At 72.6% G+C, this 19,537-nt stretch carries 15 protein-coding genes; 9 read left to right on the top strand and 6 right to left on the bottom strand.

Annotation, left to right across the window (positions count from 1 at the left end):
• Positions 1–62: 62 nt before the first annotated feature.
• A complete protein-coding gene (locus tag ACZ7IF_RS03840) occupies positions 63–1,259 on the bottom strand; it encodes a hypothetical protein (RefSeq protein WP_470962525.1) in 1,197 nt (398 codons plus the stop codon).
• Positions 1,260–1,604: 345 nt separating this feature from the next.
• Between ACZ7IF_RS03840 and ACZ7IF_RS03835 the strand changes: the two genes are divergently transcribed.
• A complete protein-coding gene (locus ACZ7IF_RS03835) occupies positions 1,605–3,614 on the top strand; it encodes a galactose-binding domain-containing protein (RefSeq protein WP_470963471.1) in 2,010 nt (669 codons plus the stop codon).
• A gap of 168 nt (positions 3,615–3,782) precedes the next feature.
• On the opposite strand, the gene ACZ7IF_RS03830 is transcribed toward ACZ7IF_RS03835, so the two are convergent.
• The gene (locus ACZ7IF_RS03830; RefSeq protein ID WP_470962522.1) at positions 3,783–4,997 is read right to left on the bottom strand and encodes a saccharopine dehydrogenase family protein; all 1,215 of its coding nucleotides are present in this window, start codon (positions 4,995–4,997) and stop codon (positions 3,783–3,785) included.
• Positions 4,998–5,093: 96 nt separating this feature from the next.
• Here ACZ7IF_RS03830 and ACZ7IF_RS03825 point away from each other — a divergent pair, with 96 nt between their 5' ends.
• The 6 genes from ACZ7IF_RS03825 to ACZ7IF_RS03800 all read left to right on the top strand — a co-directional run bounded on the left by ACZ7IF_RS03825 (position 5,094) and on the right by ACZ7IF_RS03800 (position 12,406).
• A complete protein-coding gene (locus ACZ7IF_RS03825) occupies positions 5,094–5,486 on the top strand; it encodes an MmcQ/YjbR family DNA-binding protein (protein ID WP_470962519.1) in 393 nt (130 codons plus the stop codon).
• Between the two features lie 141 nt (positions 5,487–5,627).
• Positions 5,628–6,755 (top strand): CaiB/BaiF CoA transferase family protein, encoded by a 1,128-nt coding sequence (locus tag ACZ7IF_RS03820; protein WP_470962516.1) that lies wholly within the window; start codon positions 5,628–5,630, stop codon positions 6,753–6,755.
• On the top strand, positions 6,755–7,780 hold the full coding sequence (locus ACZ7IF_RS03815; RefSeq protein ID WP_405977699.1) for an LLM class F420-dependent oxidoreductase: 1,026 nt from the start codon (positions 6,755–6,757) through the stop codon (positions 7,778–7,780). The genes ACZ7IF_RS03820 and ACZ7IF_RS03815 overlap by 1 nt, the downstream gene beginning before the upstream one ends.
• A 9-nt stretch (positions 7,781–7,789) precedes the next feature.
• A complete protein-coding gene (locus ACZ7IF_RS03810; RefSeq protein WP_470962513.1) occupies positions 7,790–8,932 on the top strand; it encodes an acyl-CoA dehydrogenase family protein in 1,143 nt (380 codons plus the stop codon).
• Positions 8,933–8,967: 35 nt separating this feature from the next.
• Entirely contained in the window at positions 8,968–10,182 is a 1,215-nt protein-coding gene (locus ACZ7IF_RS03805) for an acetyl-CoA C-acetyltransferase (protein ID WP_470962510.1), read from the top strand.
• Positions 10,183–10,234: 52 nt separating this feature from the next.
• On the top strand, positions 10,235–12,406 hold the full coding sequence (locus tag ACZ7IF_RS03800) for a 3-hydroxyacyl-CoA dehydrogenase NAD-binding domain-containing protein (protein WP_470962507.1): 2,172 nt from the start codon (positions 10,235–10,237) through the stop codon (positions 12,404–12,406).
• 105 nt (positions 12,407–12,511) lie between these two features.
• On the opposite strand, the gene ACZ7IF_RS03795 is transcribed toward ACZ7IF_RS03800, so the two are convergent.
• Positions 12,512–13,174: a maltokinase N-terminal cap-like domain-containing protein gene (locus tag ACZ7IF_RS03795; protein WP_470962504.1), complete on the bottom strand. Its 663-nt coding sequence runs from the start codon at positions 13,172–13,174 to the stop codon at positions 12,512–12,514.
• Between the two features lie 10 nt (positions 13,175–13,184).
• Positions 13,185–13,913 (bottom strand): MerR family transcriptional regulator, encoded by a 729-nt coding sequence (locus ACZ7IF_RS03790; RefSeq protein ID WP_470962500.1) that lies wholly within the window; start codon positions 13,911–13,913, stop codon positions 13,185–13,187.
• Between the two features lie 85 nt (positions 13,914–13,998).
• Between ACZ7IF_RS03790 and ACZ7IF_RS03785 the strand changes: the two genes are divergently transcribed.
• Complete coding sequence (locus tag ACZ7IF_RS03785) at positions 13,999–15,825, top strand: AMP-dependent synthetase/ligase (RefSeq protein WP_470962497.1); 1,827 nt, start codon at positions 13,999–14,001, stop codon at positions 15,823–15,825.
• A gap of 117 nt (positions 15,826–15,942) precedes the next feature.
• Here the strand turns inward: ACZ7IF_RS03785 and sph are convergent, their stop codons facing one another.
• On the bottom strand, positions 15,943–16,932 hold the full coding sequence (gene sph, locus ACZ7IF_RS03780) for a sphingomyelin phosphodiesterase (protein ID WP_470962494.1): 990 nt from the start codon (positions 16,930–16,932) through the stop codon (positions 15,943–15,945).
• Positions 16,933–17,073: 141 nt separating this feature from the next.
• Here sph and ACZ7IF_RS03775 point away from each other — a divergent pair, with 141 nt between their 5' ends.
• A complete protein-coding gene (locus ACZ7IF_RS03775; protein ID WP_470962491.1) occupies positions 17,074–17,964 on the top strand; it encodes an oxygenase MpaB family protein in 891 nt (296 codons plus the stop codon).
• 18 nt (positions 17,965–17,982) lie between these two features.
• Here ACZ7IF_RS03775 and ACZ7IF_RS03770 read toward each other — a convergent pair whose 3' ends face one another.
• Positions 17,983–19,485: a M1 family metallopeptidase gene (locus ACZ7IF_RS03770; protein ID WP_470962488.1), complete on the bottom strand. Its 1,503-nt coding sequence runs from the start codon at positions 19,483–19,485 to the stop codon at positions 17,983–17,985.
• Positions 19,486–19,537: the final 52 nt, after the last annotated feature.

Raw genomic sequence — 19,537 nt, 5'->3', positions numbered from 1 at the left:
GGGCGACCCTATGATCGACTCCGACCGGTACCGCTCGATTCCGGCCAGTGTCCGCTGCGCGGTCAACTCCCGCTGTCGAAGCCCTCGTCGGCCGGCATGAAGGCGCGCAGACCGGCGTGGGTGATCTGCCGCTCCTCCCAGAGGGCGCGGGCGGTCGGGGGCCGGCCGGGCTGTCCGTGCCAGCGGTGCGTCCAGCGGATCCGGCCGGCGCGCACCCGCCCGTCGTGCGGGTCGGTCACCTCGAAGCGCTCCAGCTCCGTCCACGGCACCCGGGCGGCGAGCCGGGCCAGGCGGGCCGCGGTGGCCTCCACGGTCAGCGGGTCCACGCCCCGGTTGGAGCGGGCGCAGGCGACGAGCCGGGCGCCGTCGACGAACCACGGGTGGGCGGTGTCGGAGAGGGCGTCCTCGCGCACGGCCGGGACGGACAGCAGCAGGTCGGCGAACTCCCGGTCCTCCGCGCGCCGTTCGACCCGCTCCTCACCCTCGACGAGCGCCTCGACCGGGTCGCGGCGGCCGTCCCAGGCGTACGCGGAGGACACGTACGGCAGCGGGAAGGGCAGCTCCACCGACCACACGGTGACGTAGTCCTTGGAGACCTCCAGCGCGGCGGCCGGCTTCAGCATCCGGACGAGGCCGCCGAGGTCTTCGTGGTCGACGAGTTCCAGGTCGAAGACGGTGACGCGGAAGCCCTCCCGGTCCATCCGCACGACGCCCTCCGCGACCAGTTCGCGGGCGTGCCGGGCCAGGCCCACCAGGCGCTCCAGGTGCGGCGCCTCCTTGACCCGCTCCCCCATGGTGGCGCCGCCCTCCCATTCGGCCGGGTCCTGCGGTACGTGCTGCTCGATCCGGCCGAAGCCGACGGCGGACCGGGCGCAGACCTCCTGGTACGCGAACCCGCGGTCGCGCGCGTACTGCTCGCGCTGTTCCAGGAGTCCGGCGTGGGCCAGGAGGTCCTCGGCGCGCTGCACCTCCAGCCTCCGCAGCGACTCCTTGCGGTGGCGCGCGCCCCACACCAGGAGGGCGGCGAGGACCAGCAGCAGGGTGACGCCGCCGGCCGGCCAGCCGCTGAGGAGCACGGCCGCCAGGACGGCGGCGAGGGTGACGAGGGTGGCCAGGTTCAGCAGGAGCCGGCTGGTCTCCAGGGGATGGCCGGGCAGGGGGAGGCGTTGCACGGGGCGGGGCCTTTCGTCGCGTGGGCGGGACGGCTGCCGGTCCGTGGCGGTCGGGCGGGTGGGGGCCGCCGCGGGCAGCGGGCGCATGCGGGGCAGGCTAGGAGGCCCCCGCGACGGCCCCGGTCTTTCCGGCCATCGTCGGATCGTCATCCGATCCGACCGCTGCCCGCTCGGCGGGCTCCCGCCGGACCCGACGCTCCATCAGGTCATCCGTCCCGGACCCTTGACTCCTTTCGAGCCAGTCGGGATTCTCGTCCCATCCTTGTGCGGGGCATGACAATTCATGCCCGGATCCGACCGCGCCGCATCCGACGACCGAAGACATGAGTGATGACCTTGACCCCTCACCCGCCCCCACGGCCGTACCGCGGCGCCGCGCGCCGACGGCGCCGCCGCCTCGCGGTCCTGACACCCCTCGTCGCCGCGCTGGCCATGCTGCTCGGCCCCGCGCCCCTGTCCTCCGCCGACCCCGGATCCACGGCCGACGCCGGCTGGTGGAACCCGACCGCGCGGCCCCAGCCCGACTCCGCGATCAACGTCACCGGCGAGCCCTTCAAGGGCACGGACGCCCAGGGCAAGGTGCGCGGGTTCGTCGACGCGCACGACCACCTGATGTCCAACGAGGGCTTCGGCGGCCGTCTGATCTGCGGCAAGCCCTTCTCCGAGATGGGCGTGGCGGACGCCCTCAAGGACTGTCCCGAGCACTACCCCGACGGGACCCTCGCCGTATTCGATTTCATCACCAAGGGCGGGGACGGCAAGCACGACCCCAACGGCTGGCCCACCTTCAAGGACTGGCCCGCCCACGACTCGCTGACCCACCAGCAGAACTACTACGCCTGGGTCGAGCGCGCCTGGCGCGGCGGGCAGCGCGTCCTCGTCAACGACCTCGTCACCAACGGGGTGATCTGCTCGGTCTACTTCTTCAAGGACCGCGGCTGCGACGAGATGACCGCCATCCGCCTGGAGGCGCAGAAGACGTACGACATGCAGGCCTTCGTCGACAAGATGTACGGCGGCCCGGGCAAGGGCTGGTTCCGCATCGTCACCGACTCCGACCAGGCCCGCGAGGTGATCAAGCAGGGGAAGCTGGCCGTCGTCATGGGGGTCGAGACCTCCGAGCCCTTCGGCTGCAAGCAGATCCTGGACGTCGCCCAGTGCGGCAAGGGCGACATCGACCGGGGCCTTGACGAGCTGCACAAGCTGGGCGTGCGCAGCATGTTCCTCTGCCACAAGTTCGACAACGCCCTGTGCGGGGTCCGCTTCGACGAGGGCGCCCTCGGCACCGCGATCAACGTCGGCCAGTTCCTTTCGACGGGCACCTTCTGGCAGACCGAGCAGTGCGCCGGCCCGCAGAAGGACAACCCGATCGGCCTCGCGGCGGCTCCGGCGGCGCAGAAGGAACTCCCGGCCGGGGTCGCGGTCCCCTCGTACTCCGCCGACGCCCGCTGCAACAAGCGCGGCCTCAGCGAACTCGGCGAGTACGCCGTCCGCGGCATGATGAAGCGCGGGATGATGCTCGAAGTCGACCACATGAGCGTCAAGGCCGCGGGCCGTGCCTTCGACATCCTGGAGTCAGAGTCGTACCCGGGCGTCATCTCCTCGCACAGCTGGATGGACCTGGGCTGGACCGAGCGGCTCTACAAGCTGGGCGGTTTCGCGGCCCAGTACATGAGCGGCTCCGAGGCCTTCAGCGCGGAGGCCAGGCGCACGGACGCCCTGCGTGACAAGTACAAGGTCGGCTACGGCTACGGCACCGACATGAACGGCGTCGGCGGCTGGCCCGGCCCCCGGGGCGCGAACACGCCGAACCCGGTGAAGTACCCCTTCACCAGCACCGACGGCGGCTCCGTCATCGACAGGCAGACCACCGGGCAGCGCACCTGGGACCTCAACACCGACGGCGCCTCGCACTACGGCCTGGTCCCCGACTGGATCGAGGACGTCCGGCTCGTCGGCGGCCAGGACGTGGTCGACGACCTGTTCAAGGGCGCCGAGTCCTACCTCGGCACCTGGGGGGCCTCCGAGCGGCACCGGTCCGGGGTGAACCTCGCCGCCGGCTCCTCCGCCTCGGCCTCGTCGTCCGAGTGGTGGAACCCCTTCGTCGACTACTCCGCCGGCCGGGCCGTGGACGGCGACTCCGGCTCCCGCTGGGCCAGCGAGTGGAACGACGGCCAGTGGCTGCGCATCGACCTCGGCTCCGCGCACCGGGTCGGGCGCGTCACCCTCGACTGGGAGCGGGCGTACGGGAAGGCGTACCGGCTGGAGGCCTCCACGGACGGGACGAACTGGCAGACGGTCTGGTCCACCTCCGACAGCGACGGCGGCCTCGACACGGCCCGGTTCGCCGGGGTGACGGCCCGGTACCTGCGCGTCCAGGGGGTCCAGCGGGCCACCCAGTGGGGGTACTCCCTCCACGAGGTCGGCGTCTACAGCGGCTGACACCACAGGCGGGGGCGGCCGGACCGCCCCGCCAGACCCCCCCCCCCCCCCCCCCCCCCCCCGTCCCTCCCCACCCCCCCCCCCCCCCCCCCCCCCCCCCCCCCCCCCCCCCCCCCCCCCCCCCCCCCCCCCCCCCCCCCCCCCCCCCCCCCCCCCCCGCCGTACGCCCTACTCCTCGGCCGCCACCCGGAAGCGGATGCCGGCCTTCTGGAGGCGGGCCGCCAGGGCGTCACCCATCGCCACCGCCGTGGTCAGCTGGCCGGAGCGGTCCGGGAGGGTGTCGTGGGCCAGGCACAGCGCGGACTCCGCCAGCATCTTCGCGGTCTCCCCGTAGCCCGGGTCGCCGCCGGAGACCTCGGTGAACACGCGGCGGCCGCCGCCCTCGCCGACGAAGCGGACCGTGAACCAGCTGCGGGCGCGCCGCTCCGCGTCCGGGCCGTTGCCCGGCTCCCACAGGCCCATCAGCCACCGTCGCGCCGACGGGACCTGCGCGAGCACCGCCGTCGCGCCCACCGCCGCCGTCAGGCCCACCGCGACCGGCAGGTGTCGCACCGAGGCGTAGTGGCGGTAGCGGAAGTCCGGCCCGTACCGCTCCAGCGCGGCAGCCGACCGGGTCACGATCCGCGGGTCCAGCACGGGCAGCGGCAGCGCCCAGGTCCCGGTCTCCCGGCTGAAGCGCGGAACGCCCACGGGCCCGCGTACCCGGCGCCCCGGCAGCCGGGGCTCGTGCAGCCGGCGGGTGCGCGCGGCCGCCAGGGTCTGCGGCCCCCGGCCCAGCGCGGTCAGGGCGGAGGCGACGGTTCCGCCGGAGGCGAGCGCTCCGGCCCGCAGGAACCCGTCCACCCGCAGCGGCACCCCGGAGGGCAGCAGGCCCACCGTGAAGTACGCCCCGAGGTCGGCCGGGATCGAGTCGAAGCCGCACGCGTGCACCAGCCGCGCCCCCGTCTCCCGGGCCCGCGCGTCGTGCTCGACGTACATCCGGTCCACGAACTCCGGCTCCCCGGTGAGGTCCGCGTAGTCGGTGCCCTCCTCGGCGCAGGCCGCGACCAGGTCCGCCCCGTACCGGATGTACGGCCCGACCGTGGTGGCCACCACCCGGGTGCGGGCGGCCAGTTCGCGCAGCGCCCGCGGATCCTCCGCGTCGGCACGCAGCAACGGCAGCCGGGCACAGTCCGGGTTCAGGGCGGCGAGCCGCTCGCGCAGCCGTTCCAGCTTGCCGAGGTCGCGCCCGGCCAGCGCCCACCGGCAGCCGGCGGGCGCGTGCCCGGCGAGGTACTCGGCGGTCAGCGCCCCGACGAACCCGGTGGCTCCGAAGAGCACGAGGTCGAGCTCCCGCCCCGGACGGCCGCCGCGGACGGGCTCGTTGTGGACCTGCTCGGTCATGGACCGTTCCTCCCAGCTGGTGTCGGTGGCTGAGGTTAGCGTTGACACCGACTGTCCGTGCGAGCAGGTGTGACCCTGCGGTGAGTGGAGGCGTCGATGAAGGCTGCGGTGCGCAAGTGGGAGGCGGTGCGGGAGTTCGCGCTGGGGCTGCCGGAGGCCGTGGAGGAGCATCCCTGGGGGCCGGAGGACGGGGTGGTGAAGGTCAACAAGAAGATCTTCGTCTTCCTGGGCAACGCGGACGGCCCCGAGCCGCCCGGCCTGTCCGTCAAGCTCAAGGACGAGGACCTGCACGGGCACGCGATGACCGCCCCCGGCGCCGCGCCCACCGGCTACGGCCTCGGAAAGGCGGGCTGGGTCTCCGTGCCGCTGGGGGAGAAGGGGGCGCCGCCGGTGGAGGTGCTGTGCGAGTGGGTGGAGGAGAGCTACCGGACCGTCGCGCTCAAACGGCACGTGGCGCTCCTCGACGCCCGGAGCGCGGACGGCGCCTGACCGGAACGAGCCGAAGCGGAAACCTGCTAAGCGCTTGCTCTTGTGCTGAGTGGGGCACGTTCCTAGCATCACTGGTGTTACATCGGTTGTGTCACACACCTGCACACCCACCCACCCGTACACCAGGATGCCGGGGGCACGATGGCAGTGACAGCAGGCCCGCTCGCGGGAGTACGCGTCGTCGAACTGGCGGGCATCGGCCCCGGCCCGTTCGCCGCCATGCTCCTCGCCGACCTCGGCGCGGACGTCGTGCGCGTGGACCGGCCGGGCGGCGGCGGGCTCGCGATCGACCCGGCCCACGACGTCACCAACCGCAACAAGCGCTCCGTCCTGGTCGACCTGAAGTCCGCGGAGGGCCCCGCCCTGGTGCTGGACCTGGTCGAGCGGGCCGACGTGCTGATCGAGGGCTTCCGCCCCGGGGTCGCCGAGCGGCTCGGTGTCGGCCCGGACGACTGCCTCGCCCGCAACCCCAGGCTGGTCTACGGCCGGATGACCGGCTGGGGCCAGGAGGGCCCGCTCGCCCACACCGCCGGGCACGACATCGCGTACATCGCCGTCACCGGCGCCCTCGGCATGATCGGCAACCCCGGCGAGCCCCCGGCCGTCCCCGCCAACCTGGTCGGCGACTACGCGGGCGGCTCGCTCTACCTCGTCATCGGCATCCTCGCCGCCCTCCACCACGCCCGCGGCCCCGAGGGCGCCGGCCAGGTCGTGGACGCCGCGATCGTCGACGGCACCGCCCACCTCACCGCCATGATCCACGGCATGGTCGCGGCCGGCGGCTGGCAGGACCGGCGCGGCGCCAACCTCCTGGACGGCGGCTGCCCCTTCTACGGCACCTACGAGACCGCCGACGGCCAGTACATGGCCGTCGGCGCGCTGGAGCAGCAGTTCTACGACACCTTCGTGGAACTCCTCGGCATCGGGGACCGGGCCCCCGCCCGCAAGGACCTGGCCCGCTGGGGCGAGCTGCGCGAGGCCGTCGCCGCCCGCTTCAAGTCCCGGACGCGCGAGGAGTGGACGGCCGTCTTCGAGGGCACCGACGCCTGTGTCGCGCCCGTGCTCTCGCTGCGCGAGGCACCGCACCACCCCCACCTCGCCTCCCGCGCCACCTTCACCGAGTTCGGCGGGACCGTCCAGCCCGCCCCCGCCCCGCGCTTCTCCGCGACCCCGACCCGCGTCGCCTCCGGCCCCGCCATGCCCGGCGCGGACACCGGCCCCGTGGCCGCCGACTGGGGCGTACCGGCACTGCTCCCGAAAGAGGCCTGATGGAACTGTCCATGCTGCTCGACTACGCGGGCGATCCGCGCCGCGCCGCCGACGAGGCGGCCGCGCTGGAGTCGGCCGGCCTCGACGCCGTGTGGGTCGCCGAGGCCTGGGGCTTCGACTCCCCGACGATCATGGGCTATCTGGCGGCGCGCACCGAGCGGATGAAGATCGGTTCGGCCATCGTCAACGTCTACTCCCGCACCCCCGCCCTCATCGCCCAGACCGCCGCCGGTCTGGACGCCGTCTCGGGCGGCCGCGCCCTGCTCGGCCTCGGCGCCTCCGGCCCGCAGGTGATCGAGGGCTGGCACGGGAAGCCGTACGACAAGCCGCTCGGCCGCACCCGCGAGACCGTCGACCTGTGCCGGCGCATCTGGCGCCGCGAGACGATCGACCACCACGGCATCACCGACATGCCGCTGCCCGCCGCCAAGGGCGGACGGCACGGCAAGCCCCTGAAGATCCTCACCCGCCCGGTCCGGGACCGGATCCCCGTGTACGTGGCCTCCCTCGGCCCGGCGAACGTGGCGCTGACCGCCGAGATCGCCGACGGCTGGCTGCCCACCCTCTTCATCCCGGAGAAGGCCCACGCGGTGTGGGGGAGCGCCCTCGCCGAGGGCGCCGCCAAGCGCGCACCGGAGCTGGGCCCGCTCCAGACCGTCGCGGGCGGCCTGCTGGCCATCGGCGAGGACGCGGCCGCCGCCCGCGACCTCGCCCGGCCCCAGATCGCCCTGTACGTCGGCGGGATGGGCGCCGTCGGCAAGAACTTCTACAACGACCTCGCCGTCGCCTACGGCTACGAGGAGCAGGCCCGCCGCATCCAGGAGCTCTACCTCGCCGGCCGCAAGCGCGACGCGGCGGCGGCCGTCCCGGACGAGTTCTGCGAGCTGATGACCCTGTGCGGCCCCGAGGGGTACGTCCGCGAGCGCGTCGAGGCCTTCCGGGAGGCCGGCGTCACCATGCTCAACGTCACGCCGGTCGGCCCGGAGCCGGCCCGGCTGATCGAAACCGTCAAGAGCTGGCTGTAGGGGGCCCCGATGCAACGCCGCATCTACGACGCCGACCACGAGGCGTTCCGCGAGACCGTACGCACCTTCCTGCACAAGGAGGTGCTGCCGCACTACGAGCAGTGGGAGAAGGACGGCATCGTCAGCCGGGACGCCTGGCGGGCCGCCGGCCGGCAGGGCCTGCTGGGCCTGGCCGTCCCCGAGGAGTACGGCGGCGGCGGCAACCCGGACTTCCGCTACGCGGCGGTGCTCGCCGAGGAGTTCACCCGCGCCGGAGCGCCCGGGCTCGCGATCGGCCTGCACAACGACATCATCGGCCCCTACCTGACCTCGCTGGGCACCGAGGAGCAGAAGCGCCGCTGGCTGCCCGGCTTCTGCTCAGGCGAGACCATCACCGCGATCGCGATGACCGAGCCGGGCGCCGGCTCCGACCTCCAGGGGATCCGCACCAGCGCCGAGGACCGGGGCGACCACTGGCTGCTCAACGGCTCCAAGACCTTCATCTCCAACGGCATCCTCGCCGACCTGGTGATCGTCGTCGCGAAGACCACCCCCGAGGGCGGGGCGCACGGACTGTCCCTGCTGGTCGTCGAGCGCGGCGCCGAGGGCTTCGAACGCGGCCGCAACCTCGACAAGATCGGCCAGAAGTCCCAGGACACCGCCGAGCTCTTCTTCAACGACGTACGCGTCCCCAAGGAGAACCTGCTCGGCGAGCTGAACGGCGCCTTCGTCCACCTGATGACCAACCTGGCTCAGGAGCGGATGGGCATCGCGATGGCGGCCATCGCCGCCGCCGAACACCTGCTGGAGATCACCACCACGTACGTCAAGGAGCGCGAGGCCTTCGGCCGGCCGCTCTCCAAGCTCCAGCACATCCGCTTCGAGATCGCCGAGATGGCCACCGAGTGCGCGGTCACCCGCACCTTCCTCGACCGCTGCATCACCGACCACGCCAACGGGGAACTGGACCACGTCCACGCCTCGATGGCCAAGTGGTGGGCCACCGAACTCCAGAAGCGGGTGGCCGACCGCTGCCTCCAGCTGCACGGCGGCTACGGCTACATGACCGAATACCGGGTGGCGCGGGCCTTCACCGACGGCCGCATCCAGACCATCTACGGCGGCACGACCGAGATCATGAAAGAGATCATCGGCCGCTCCCTCCTCGGCTGACCTCCCCCCTCGGACATCTTCGAAAGGCTTGACCAGTGAGCACCGAAGCGTACGTATACGACGCGATCCGCACCCCGCGCGGCCGCGGCAAGGCCAACGGCGCCCTGCACGGCACCAAGCCGATCGACCTGGTCGTCGGCCTCATCGACGCCCTGCGCGAGCGCAACCCGGGCCTGGACCCCGCGGCCATCGACGACATCGTGCTCGGCGTCGTCGGCCCGGTCGGAGACCAGGGCTCCGACATCGCCCGCATCGCGGCCATCGCCGCCGGCCTGCCGGACACGGTGGCCGGCGTACAGGAGAACCGCTTCTGTGCCTCGGGCCTGGAGGCCGTCAACCTGGCCGCCGCCAAGGTCCGCTCCGGCTGGGAGGACCTGGTCCTCGCGGGCGGCGTGGAGTCCATGTCCCGCGTCCCGATGGCCTCCGACGGCGGCGCCTGGTTCGCCGACCCCATGACCAACTGGGACACCGGCTTCGTCCCGCAGGGCATCGGCGCCGACCTGATCGCCACCATCGAGGGATTCTCCCGGCGCGACGTGGACGAGTACGCGGCCCTGTCCCAGGAGCGGGCCGCCACCGCCATCAAGGAGGGCCGCTTCGCCAAGTCCGTGGTCCCCGTCACCGACCGCAACGGCCTGGTCGTCCTGGACCACGAGGAGTTCGTCCGCCCCGGCACCACCGCCGACACCCTCGCCAAGCTGAAGCCCTCCTTCGCCGACATCGGCGACCTCGGCGGCTTCGACGCCGTCGCACTGCAGAAGTACCACTGGGTCGAGAAGATCGACCACGTCCACCACGCCGGAAACTCCTCCGGCATCGTCGACGGAGCCTCGCTCGTCGCCATCGGCACCCGCGAGGCGGGCGAACGGGGCGGCCTGCGCCCGCGCGCCCGGATCGTCTCCGCCGCGGTCTCCGGCTCCGAGCCCACCATCATGCTCACCGGCCCCGCCCCGGCCACCCGCAAGGCCCTCGCCAAGGCCGGACTGACCATCGACGACATCGACCTGATCGAGATGAACGAGGCCTTCGCCGGCGTCGTGCTGCGCTTCGTCAAGGACATGGGCGTCTCCCTGGACAAGGTCAACGTCAACGGCGGCGCCATCGCGCTCGGCCACCCCCTCGGCGCCACCGGCGCCATGCTCCTCGGCACCGTCGTCGACGAGCTGGAGCGCCAGGACAAGCGCTACGGCCTCGTCACCCTCTGCGTCGGCGGCGGCATGGGCGTCGCCACCATCGTCGAACGCGTCTGATCCGTCCTGATCCCTGATCCCTGATCCCATCTCTGACACGGAAGTAGCGAACATGAGCGAGTCCACCACGATCCGCTGGGAACAGGACGAGACCGGCGTCGTCACCCTGGTCCTCGACGACCCGGGCCAGTCCGCCAACACCATGAACCAGGCCTTCAAGGACTCCATCGCGGCCGTCGCCGACCGCGCCGAGGCCGAGAAGGACTCCATCCGGGGCATCATCTACACCTCCGCCAAGAAGACCTTCTTCGCCGGCGGCGACCTCAAGGACATGATCCGGCTGCGCCCCGAGGACGCCCGGCTGGCCTTCGACACCGGCACCGAGATCAAGCGGTCCCTGCGCCGCATCGAGACCCTCGGCAAGCCCGTCGTCGCCGCCATCAACGGCGCCGCCCTCGGCGGCGGCTACGAGATCTGCCTCGCCTCCCACCACCGCGTCGCCCTCGACGCCCCCGGCTCCAAGATCGGCCTGCCCGAGGTCACCCTCGGCCTGCTCCCCGCCGGCGGCGGCGTCACCCGCACCGTCCGCCTGATGGGCATCGCCGACGCGCTGCTCAAGGTCCTGCTCCAGGGCACCCAGTACGACCCCCGGCGCGCCCTCGCCAACGGCCTGGTCCACGAACTCGCCGCCACCCCCGAGGAGATGCTGGCCAAGGCCCGCGCCTTCATCGACGCCAACCCCGAGTCGAAGCAGCCCTGGGACGTCCCCGGCTACAAGATCCCCGGCGGTACGCCGTCCAACCCGCGCTTCGCCGCGAACCTGCCGGCCTTCCCCGCCAACCTCAAGAAGCAGCTCAACGGGGCCCCGTACCCGGCCCCGCGCAACATCCTGGCCTGCGCCGTCGAGGGCTCCCAGGTGGACTTCGAGACCGCCCTGACCATCGAGGCCCGGTACTTCACCGAGCTCGTCACCGGCCAGACCGCGAAGAACATGATCCAGGCGTTCTTCTTCGACCTCCAGGCCGTCAACGCCGGCCGCAGCCGCCCCCAGGGCACCGAGCCCCGCAAGGTCCGCAAGGTCGCCGTCCTCGGCGCCGGGATGATGGGCGCCGGCATCGCCTACTCCTGCGCCCGCGCGGGCATCGAGGTCGTCCTCAAGGACGTCACCGCCGAGGCCGCAGCCAAGGGCAAGGCGTACTCCGAGAAGCTGCTCGACAAGGCGCTCGCCAAGGGCCGCACCACCGAGGCCAAGCGGGCCGAGCTGCTCGCCCGGATCACCCCGACCGCCGACGCCGCCGACCTGGCCGGCTGCGACGCCGTCATCGAGGCGGTCTTCGAGGACACCGCCCTCAAGCACAAGGTGTTCCAGGAGATCCAGGACGTCGTGGCCCCCGACGCGCTGCTCTGCTCCAACACCTCCACCCTCCCCATCACCGGGCTGGCCGAGGGGGTTTCGCGCCCCGCCGACTTCATCGGCCTGCACTTCTTCTCGCCCGTCGACAAGATGCCGCTGGTGGAGATCATCAAGGGCGGGCGCACCGGCGACGAGGCCGTCGCCCGCGCCTTCGACCTGGTCCGTCAGATCAACAAGACCCCGATCGTGGTCAACGACTCGCGCGGCTTCTTCACCTCGCGCGTCATCGGCCAGTTCATCAACGAGGGCGTGGCGATGGTCGGCGAGGGCATCGAGCCCGCCTCCGTCGAGCAGGCCGCCGCCCAGGCCGGCTACCCGGCCAAGGTGCTCTCGCTGATGGACGAGCTGACCCTCACCCTGCCGCGCAAGATCCGCAACGAGACGCGCAAGGCCTTCGAGGCCGAGGGCCGCGAGTGGACCGAGCACCCGGCCGACCGGGTCATCGACCGGATGGTCGACGAGTTCGGCCGCCCGGGCCGCAGCGGGGGCGGCGGCTTCTACGAGTACGACGAGAGCGGCAAGCGCAGCCGCATCTGGCCCGGCCTGCGCGAGCACTTCGCCAAGCCGGACGCACGGATCCCGTTCGAGGACATGAAGGAGCGGATGCTCTTCTCCGAGGCCCTGGACACCGTCCGCTGCCTCGACGAGGGCGTCCTCACCTCCATCGCCGACGCCAACATCGGCTCCATCATGGGCATCGGCTTCCCGGCCTGGACCGGCGGCGTCATCCAGTACATCAACGGCTACGAGGGCGGCCTGCCCGGCTTCGTGGCCCGCGCCCGCGAGCTGGCCGCCACCTACGGCGAGCGCTTCACCCCGCCGGCCTCCCTGTTGGCGAAGGCCGAGCGCGGCGAGACGTACGCCGACTAGTACCGCCGGCGGTCCCGGGCCCGTGCGTGAACGCGGGCCCGGGACCTGCCGCCTGGGCCGGCTAAGGGCTTGCGGGGAATCAAGGTGTTGCTTCCCTGCAAGCCCTTAGCCGCGCAGGGACGCGAACCCCCCGCGCTCCGCGGCGCCGTCCGGGGCGGACCAGCCGGCCAGGACCTGCCCGAGCAGGCCCTCCCCGGAGGCGGTACCCGGACGGAGCACCCGCGTCAGGGCCAGCGTCAGCGTCGGCGCGTCCAGGCCCGCCGGGCCCACCACGATCTCGGTGGCCCCGGCGGTGTCCGTCACCGTCCCCGGGCCGGTCAGGCCCGCCGGTACGCCGCGCCCTTCGGAGCGGACCTCGACCGTCGGGTCCGGGGTGTCGGTCTCGCTCTGGGCCTGGGCCGTCGCCCGGCCCGCCAGCAGCGCGAGCAACTGCTCGACCAGGACCGGGTCGTGGGCGCCGTCGTAGACCCAGCGCGTGCCCAGCACCCCGTGCTCCAGCGTGCCGACCAGGCCCGCCTCCGCGCCCTCCAGCGGCGCGCCCCGGTAGGTGAGCGGTACGAGGTAGGAGACGGGCCCGGCCCCGGAGCCGTCGGTGACCACCATGAACTCGATGCCCACCTCGCCCTCGGGGTCGTCGAGCCGGAAGCCGCCCGCCTTGGCGAGCGGAGCGCTCTTCTCCGCGCCCTGGTACCAGGGCCTCAAGGGCAGCCAGCCGGAGAGGAGTTCGAGTTTGGTCGGGGACAGAGTGGTGTGGTGGATGATCGCCATGCGGCCGAACCTACCCGCCCTCCGAGGCGAACGCCGCCCGCAACTCCTCCTTCAGCGACCGCTGGAAGGCCGTCACCAGCGCCTGCACCACCATCGGCTGCATGTGCGCCGACAGCGCCTTCATCGACTCCACCCGCTCCGGGTCGTCCTCGTCCTGGGTGAACGGCCCCCACACCTCGTCCCGGAACAGCGCCGTCAGCTGGTGCGCCGCCGTCCGCGCGTGCTCCAGCAGGATCCCCCGCGCCACCAGCAGCGTCTCGTGGGCGATCGGTACGTCGAGCAGCGCGACCCCCAGCCGCAGCAGGCCCAGGTCCACCCGGAAGCCCTCCCCGGAGGCCGACACCACGTTCATCGCGGCCAGCCGGCGCAGGTCCCCGTCCGAGAGGGTCCGCCCCGCCCGCCCCTCCAGCTCCGCCCGCGACACCTCCTGCGCCGCGTCCGGAGCCCAAGTCGCCACCAGGGCCCGGTGGATCGCCAGGTCGTGCGCGCTCAGGTCGTCCGGCAGGGCGTCCAGATAGCGCTGGATCGCCGACAGGGTCATGCCCTGGTGCTGGAGCTCCTCGATCAGCGCGAGCCGCGACAGGTGCTCGGGTCCGTAGTGCCCCACGCGACGAGGTCCGATCACGGGAGGGGGCAAAAGCCCGCGCGTGCTGTAGAACCGTACGGTGCGGACGGTGACACCGGCCTTGGACGCCAGTTCGTCCACGGTGAGCATCGGCTCGGTCGCCCGGTCGGCCATCGTCCGCTCCTCGCTCTCTGATCCACGGCTTGGGTTCAACAGTATTGCTGTCGCACCAACGATGTGAAACGGCCAGGAGCTGCCCATGACCACGAACCTGCGACTGCCCGGACGACCCGAAGAACTCACCCTCCCCGCCCTGCTGGCCCGCAACGCCGCCGAACACCCGGACCTGCCCGCCCTCTCCTGGCGCGAGGGGGACGGCTGGAGGACCCTCACCTGGGGCGAGGTCCGCCGCGAGGTCGCCGTACTCGCCGCCGGTTACGCCGCCCTCGGCGTCGAGCGCGGCGAACACGTCCTGCTGATGATGGGCAACCGCCCCGAGCACTGGCTCAGTGACCAGGCCCTGGTCCACCTCGGCGCCGTCCCCGTCACCGTCTACGGGACCTCCGCGCCCGAGCAGATCGCCCACATCGCCCGCCACAGCCGGGCCCGGTTGGCCGTCGTCGAAGGCGCCGCCGAACGCGACCGGTGGGCGCCGCTGCTGGACGACCCGGGGACCCCCCTGGAACGCCTCGTCATCGCCGAGGCAGCCGAAGCCGGCCCGCACACCGCCTACGGCTCCGTGTACGCGACCGGCGCCCGGCTGCACCGCTCCGGAGACTTCGAGAAGGCCTGGCAGGAAGCCCGCCCCGAGGACCCCCTCACCGTCGTCTACACCTCCGGCACCACCGGCGACCCCAAGGGCGTCCGCCTGACCCACCGCAACATCCTGCTCCAGTCCGTCCGCCTCGACCGGGGCGTCCGGCTGCCCGAACACGCCGAGCACGTCTGCTACCTGCCCTTCGCGCACATCGCCGAGCGGATCCTCGGCATCTACCTGCCCCTGCTGCGCGCCGCCCACGTCCGCCTGGTCGCCGACCCCACCGCCGTGGCGGCCGCCGTCCGCGAGCTGCGGCCCGTGCAGTTCTTCGGGGTGCCCCGGGTCTGGGAGAAGCTCGCCGCGGGCGTCCGCGCGGTCCTGGCGGGCCTGCCGGAGGAGCAGCGGCGCGCCATCGAGGACGCCGGGGACCTGGCCCGGGCCCGGGCCGCCCACCAGGAGCGCGGCGAGGAGGTGCCGGCCGCGCTCGAAGCCTCGTACGCCGGGGCGAAGGAGCGGGTCCTGGACCCGCTGCTGCGGCTGGCGGGGCTGGACCGGCTCGTCTGGACGGCCAGCGCCACCGCGCCGATGCCGATCGACGTGGTCCGCTTCTGGGCCGGCTGGGGGATCACCATCATGGACGCCTGGGGGCTGACGGAGACCTCCGGCGTGTGCACCGTCAACAGCAACACCCCCGACGGGTTCCGGCTGGGCTCGGTGGGCCGGCCGATCGAGGGGCTGGAGCTGAAGGTCGCCGGGGACGGGGAGATCCTCACGCGCGGCGCGACCGTCTTCGACGGCTACCTGCGCCCCGACGGGACGGTGGAGAGCGCCGCCGACGCCGAGGGCTGGTTCCCCACCGGGGACATCGGGCGGCTCGACGAGGACGGCTTCCTGTGGCTGACGGACCGCAAGAAGGAGCTGATCATCACCTCGAACGGGAAGAACGTCTCCCCGGCCCTGGTGGAGAACACCGTCAAGGAGCACCCGCTCATCGGCCAGGCCCTGGTGCACGGCGACGGCCGCTCCTACCTGGTCGCCCTGCTGGTCCTGGACCCCGAGCTGGCGCCGGCCTGGGCGGCCGCCCGGGGCATCACGGCCGCCTCCCTCACCGAGCTGGCCGAGCACCCGGCCGTGCTGGAGGAGACCGCCCGGGCGGTCGCCGCCGCGAACGCCCGGCTCAACCGCACGGAGCAGATCAAGCGGTACCGGCTGCTGGCCGAGGAATGGGGCCCCGCCACGGGAGAGCTCACGCCCTCGCTGAAACTGCGCCGCCGGGTGGTCCGTGAGAAGTACGGGCCGCTGATCGAGGCGCTGTACGAGGAGGACTGAGGCGGGGCGGGCGTCTCCGCCTTCGCCCGCCCAGCCTCCGGGTGCGGGCCGGGGGGTGGGGCCGGGCCGGGGGCCCGGCTGCCTGCCCGTTCCGCCCGCCCCGGCCCCGTACGCCGGTCAGCGGCCGATGACCGGGTAGTGGTCGCTGAGGTTGGCGTACGTGTAGGACTTGCCCCAGCTGGAGACCGTCCAGGGCGCCGACTCCTCCTTGACCACGTTGTTCTCCCAGCCCGCCGGGCGGGCGTTGCCCTTGCGGTACAGGACGTAGTCCAGGTCCTCGCGGGGGTCCGTCGGGTAGCGGTAGTTGGCGATCGAGTTCTGCGCCGTGTCGAAGGAGTACGGGTGCCCCGTGCGCGTGTCGGCGCCGGCCAGGTCCGCGTCCGCGAGCATCGAGGCGTACTCCGGGGTGCGGGAGTCCACGTTCATGTCGCCCGCGATGATGACCTGCTCGTTCGACGGGATGTTCTTGGCGTCGAGGAACGCGTCTATGTTCTTGAACTGGCGGCTGCGCATCTGCGCCGCCTCGCCCGCGCCGCAGCCCGGGTCGGTGGACTGGGCATGGGTGCCGACCACGTGCACCTTGGTGCCGTTGACGTTCAGGACGGCGTAGGCGAAGCCCTTGTTGGACCACCAGTCGGCGCCGCAGGCGTCCTTGTAGACCACCTGCTCCTTGCGCAGGATCGGCCACTTGCTGAGGATCGTGACGCCGCCGTCCTCGGGGGTGGTGGTGGAGTAGGAGCCGCCCGTGGCGTCCCAGCCGCTCTTGCTGCGGCCCACCACCGGGGTCTGGTACGGGTACTGCGCCGAGGAGTTGGCCTGCAGCGCGTCGGAGGCCCCGTTGTCGAAGGCCTCCTGGAGCACCACCACGTCGTGGCCCTGGAAGAAGGAGGCCCGGGGGATCTCCGCGGCCCGGTGGTCCTGGCCCCAGTTCGGGTACAGGCTCTTGCTCATCAGGAACACGTTGTAGGTCAGGACGCTCAGCCGCGGGGTCGCGGCGCCCTCGGCGGCGGTGGCGGCGGGCGCGGCGGTGAGGGCCAGGGCTGCGGCGGCGGTCGTGGCCACGGCCGTGGCGGCGGCGCGGTGGCGGCGGTGCGAGATCTGCGGCATGGAGGTCTCCGTCAGTCCGGTGGAATCCAGCGGGGGAAGATCGACGCCGTAATCCAAGCAGCCGCGGTTACCTCTGGGTAACACCCGTGACAAGACTTTCTGTCCGGACCGAGGACTTCTCGCGCTCGCATAATTGACCCCATGAACCACACGGCCCGCATATCCCCCGAAAGACCCGCCAGGCGCCTCGATCCCGAGCCGCCGCCGCCCGGCGGGGTGCTGTGGTCGACCGCCGGGGACGTCCGCTCCCTGCTGACCCTGCCCGCCGCCTTCACCATGCAGGTCGCCCACCCGGCCGTCGGCGCCGGCGTCGACCAGTACTCGGTCTTCCGCACCGATCCCTGGGGCCGCGGCGAGCGCTCCCTGCGCTCCGTGATGCTGTGGGTCTACGGCGGGTCGGAGGCCGTCGCCGAGGGGCGCAGGGTGCGCCGCCTGCACAAGGAGATCCAGGGGACGGACACCCGGGGCCGGCGGTACCACTCGCTCGACCCCGCCTGCTACGCCTGGGTGCACGCCACCGGCTTCCCCGTCGCCCTGTACGCCGGGCGCTACCTGTTCCGCCCCATCACCCCCGCCCATGAGCGGCAGCTGTACGCGGAGTGGCTCCGGGTGGGCCGGATCCTGGGGCTGCGCGACCGGGACATGCCGCAGACCGTCGAGGAGTTCTGGCCGTACTACCGCCGGATGCTGGCCGAGGAGATCGAGCCGACCAAGGTCGCCCGGGAGCTGCTCTCCACCGATGTGGACCTGCCCCGCCCCGAGGCGGCCTCCCCGGCCCTGCGGCTGCTGCTGCGGATCACCTGGCCGGCCCTGCGCGCGGGCTACCTGCGCTTCCGGGCGTTCGTCACCGTCGGCTACATGCCGCCCGACGCCCGGGCCGCCATCGGCCTGGAGTGGACCCCCGCCCAGGAGCGCCGGCTCCGGCGGTTCAGTACGGCCGTACGGCTCCTCGTACCGGTGCTGCCGGAGCGGCTGCGCTACCTGCCGCGGGCCCGCGCCGCGCGGGCGCGGTGGCGCGCCGGCACCCGCTGACGGGTGCCGGCGCGTGGATCAGTGGTCGTGGACCGTGTTCGTCGCGGCGATCTTCTTCCAGGACTTGGGCTCCGCGGCCGGCTTGGCCGGGGACTGGAGGGTGCGGGCGCCGGGCTTGGCGGCCGGCGGGGCGAAGGCGGGCTTCCCCGGGGTGTACAGCCAGGTCTCGAAGAGCTGCGCCAGCGGCTTGTCCGAGATCTTCTCCGCGTACCGGACGAAGTCCCCGACCTTGGCGTTGCCGTAGGCCCGCTCGGTCGGCCAGCCCTTGAGGATCTTGAAGAACTTCTCGTCGCCGATCTCGTTGCGCAGCGCCTGGATCGCGATGGCGCCCCGGTCGTACACGGCCCCGTGGAACTGGTTGTCCGGGCCCGGGTCACCGGGCTTGACCTGCCAGAACGGGTCCTCGGCGGGGCGTGAGGCGTACGCCCAGCCGGCGAGCTCCTGCGCGGTGCCCTCGCCCTCCTTCTCCGACCAGAGCCACTGGGCGTAGCGGGCGAAGCCCTCGTTGACCCAGATGTCCTTCCAGTTGTCGACGGACACGCTGTCCCCGTACCACTGGTGGGCCAGCTCGTGGACGACGACCGAGACGTTGGCACCGTTCGAGAACTGGCGCGGGCTGTAGAACGGCCGGGTCTGCGTCTCCAGCGCGAAGCCGCTGGGCACGTTCGGGACGTAGCCGCCCAGTGCGTTGAAGGGGTACGGGCCGAAGACCCCCTCCAGCCACTCCGCGACCTCACCGGTCCGCTCCACGCTCGCGCGCGCCGCGCCGGAGTTGTCGCCGAGGTCCTTGCTGTACGCGTTCAGGATCGGCAGGCCGTTCGCCGTCTTGTCGGTGGTGATGTCGAACTTGCCGATCGCGAGCGTCGCCAGGTAGGTGGCCTGCGGCTTGTTGGACCGCCAGTTGTAGCGGGTCCAGCCGAGCCTCGAACTCTGCGACTGGAGCACGCCGTTGCTGATGGCCTGGGTGCCGTCCGGGACGTTGACGGACACGTCGAAGGTGGCCTTGTCGAGGGGGTGGTCGTTGCTCGGGAACCACCACGCCGCCGCGTCCGGCTCCTGCGCCGCCACACCGCCGTCCGGGGTCCGCTGCCACGCCGACCAGCCGTCGACCTTGAACTCGGAGGGCTTGCCCGCGTACTTGACGACGACCGTGGCCTGACGGTCCTTCTGGAGCGGCTGAGCCGGGGTCACTTCGAGCTCGTGCGCGCCCGAGGTCGCGAACTTCGCCTTGGCCCCGTTCACCCGGACCTCGCTGACCTTGAGGCCGAAGTCGAGGTTGAAGCGGGACAGGTCCTGCTTGGCGGTGGCCAGCAGGGTGGCCGTGCCCTCCAGCAGGTCCGTCTTGGGCTGGTACTGCAGGCGCAGGTCGTAGTGGGAGACGTCATAGCCGCCGTTCCCGCTGGCCGGGTAGTAGGTGTCGCCGATACCCGGGGCGCCCGGACCCGCGCTGGCCGCCGACGCCGGGATCACCAGCAGGAGCGAGGCGGCCAGGACGCTCGGGGCGATGACTTTGCGGTGCACGAAGAGCTCCAAGGGGTAGGGGAGACAGATCGGTTCAAGGTCTCGTCGTTCG

The organism is Streptomyces sp. NPDC037421, assembly GCF_055602105.1.
Note: the sequence above shows the minus strand (reverse complement) of the source record. Positions and strands in the feature narration are given on the sequence as shown.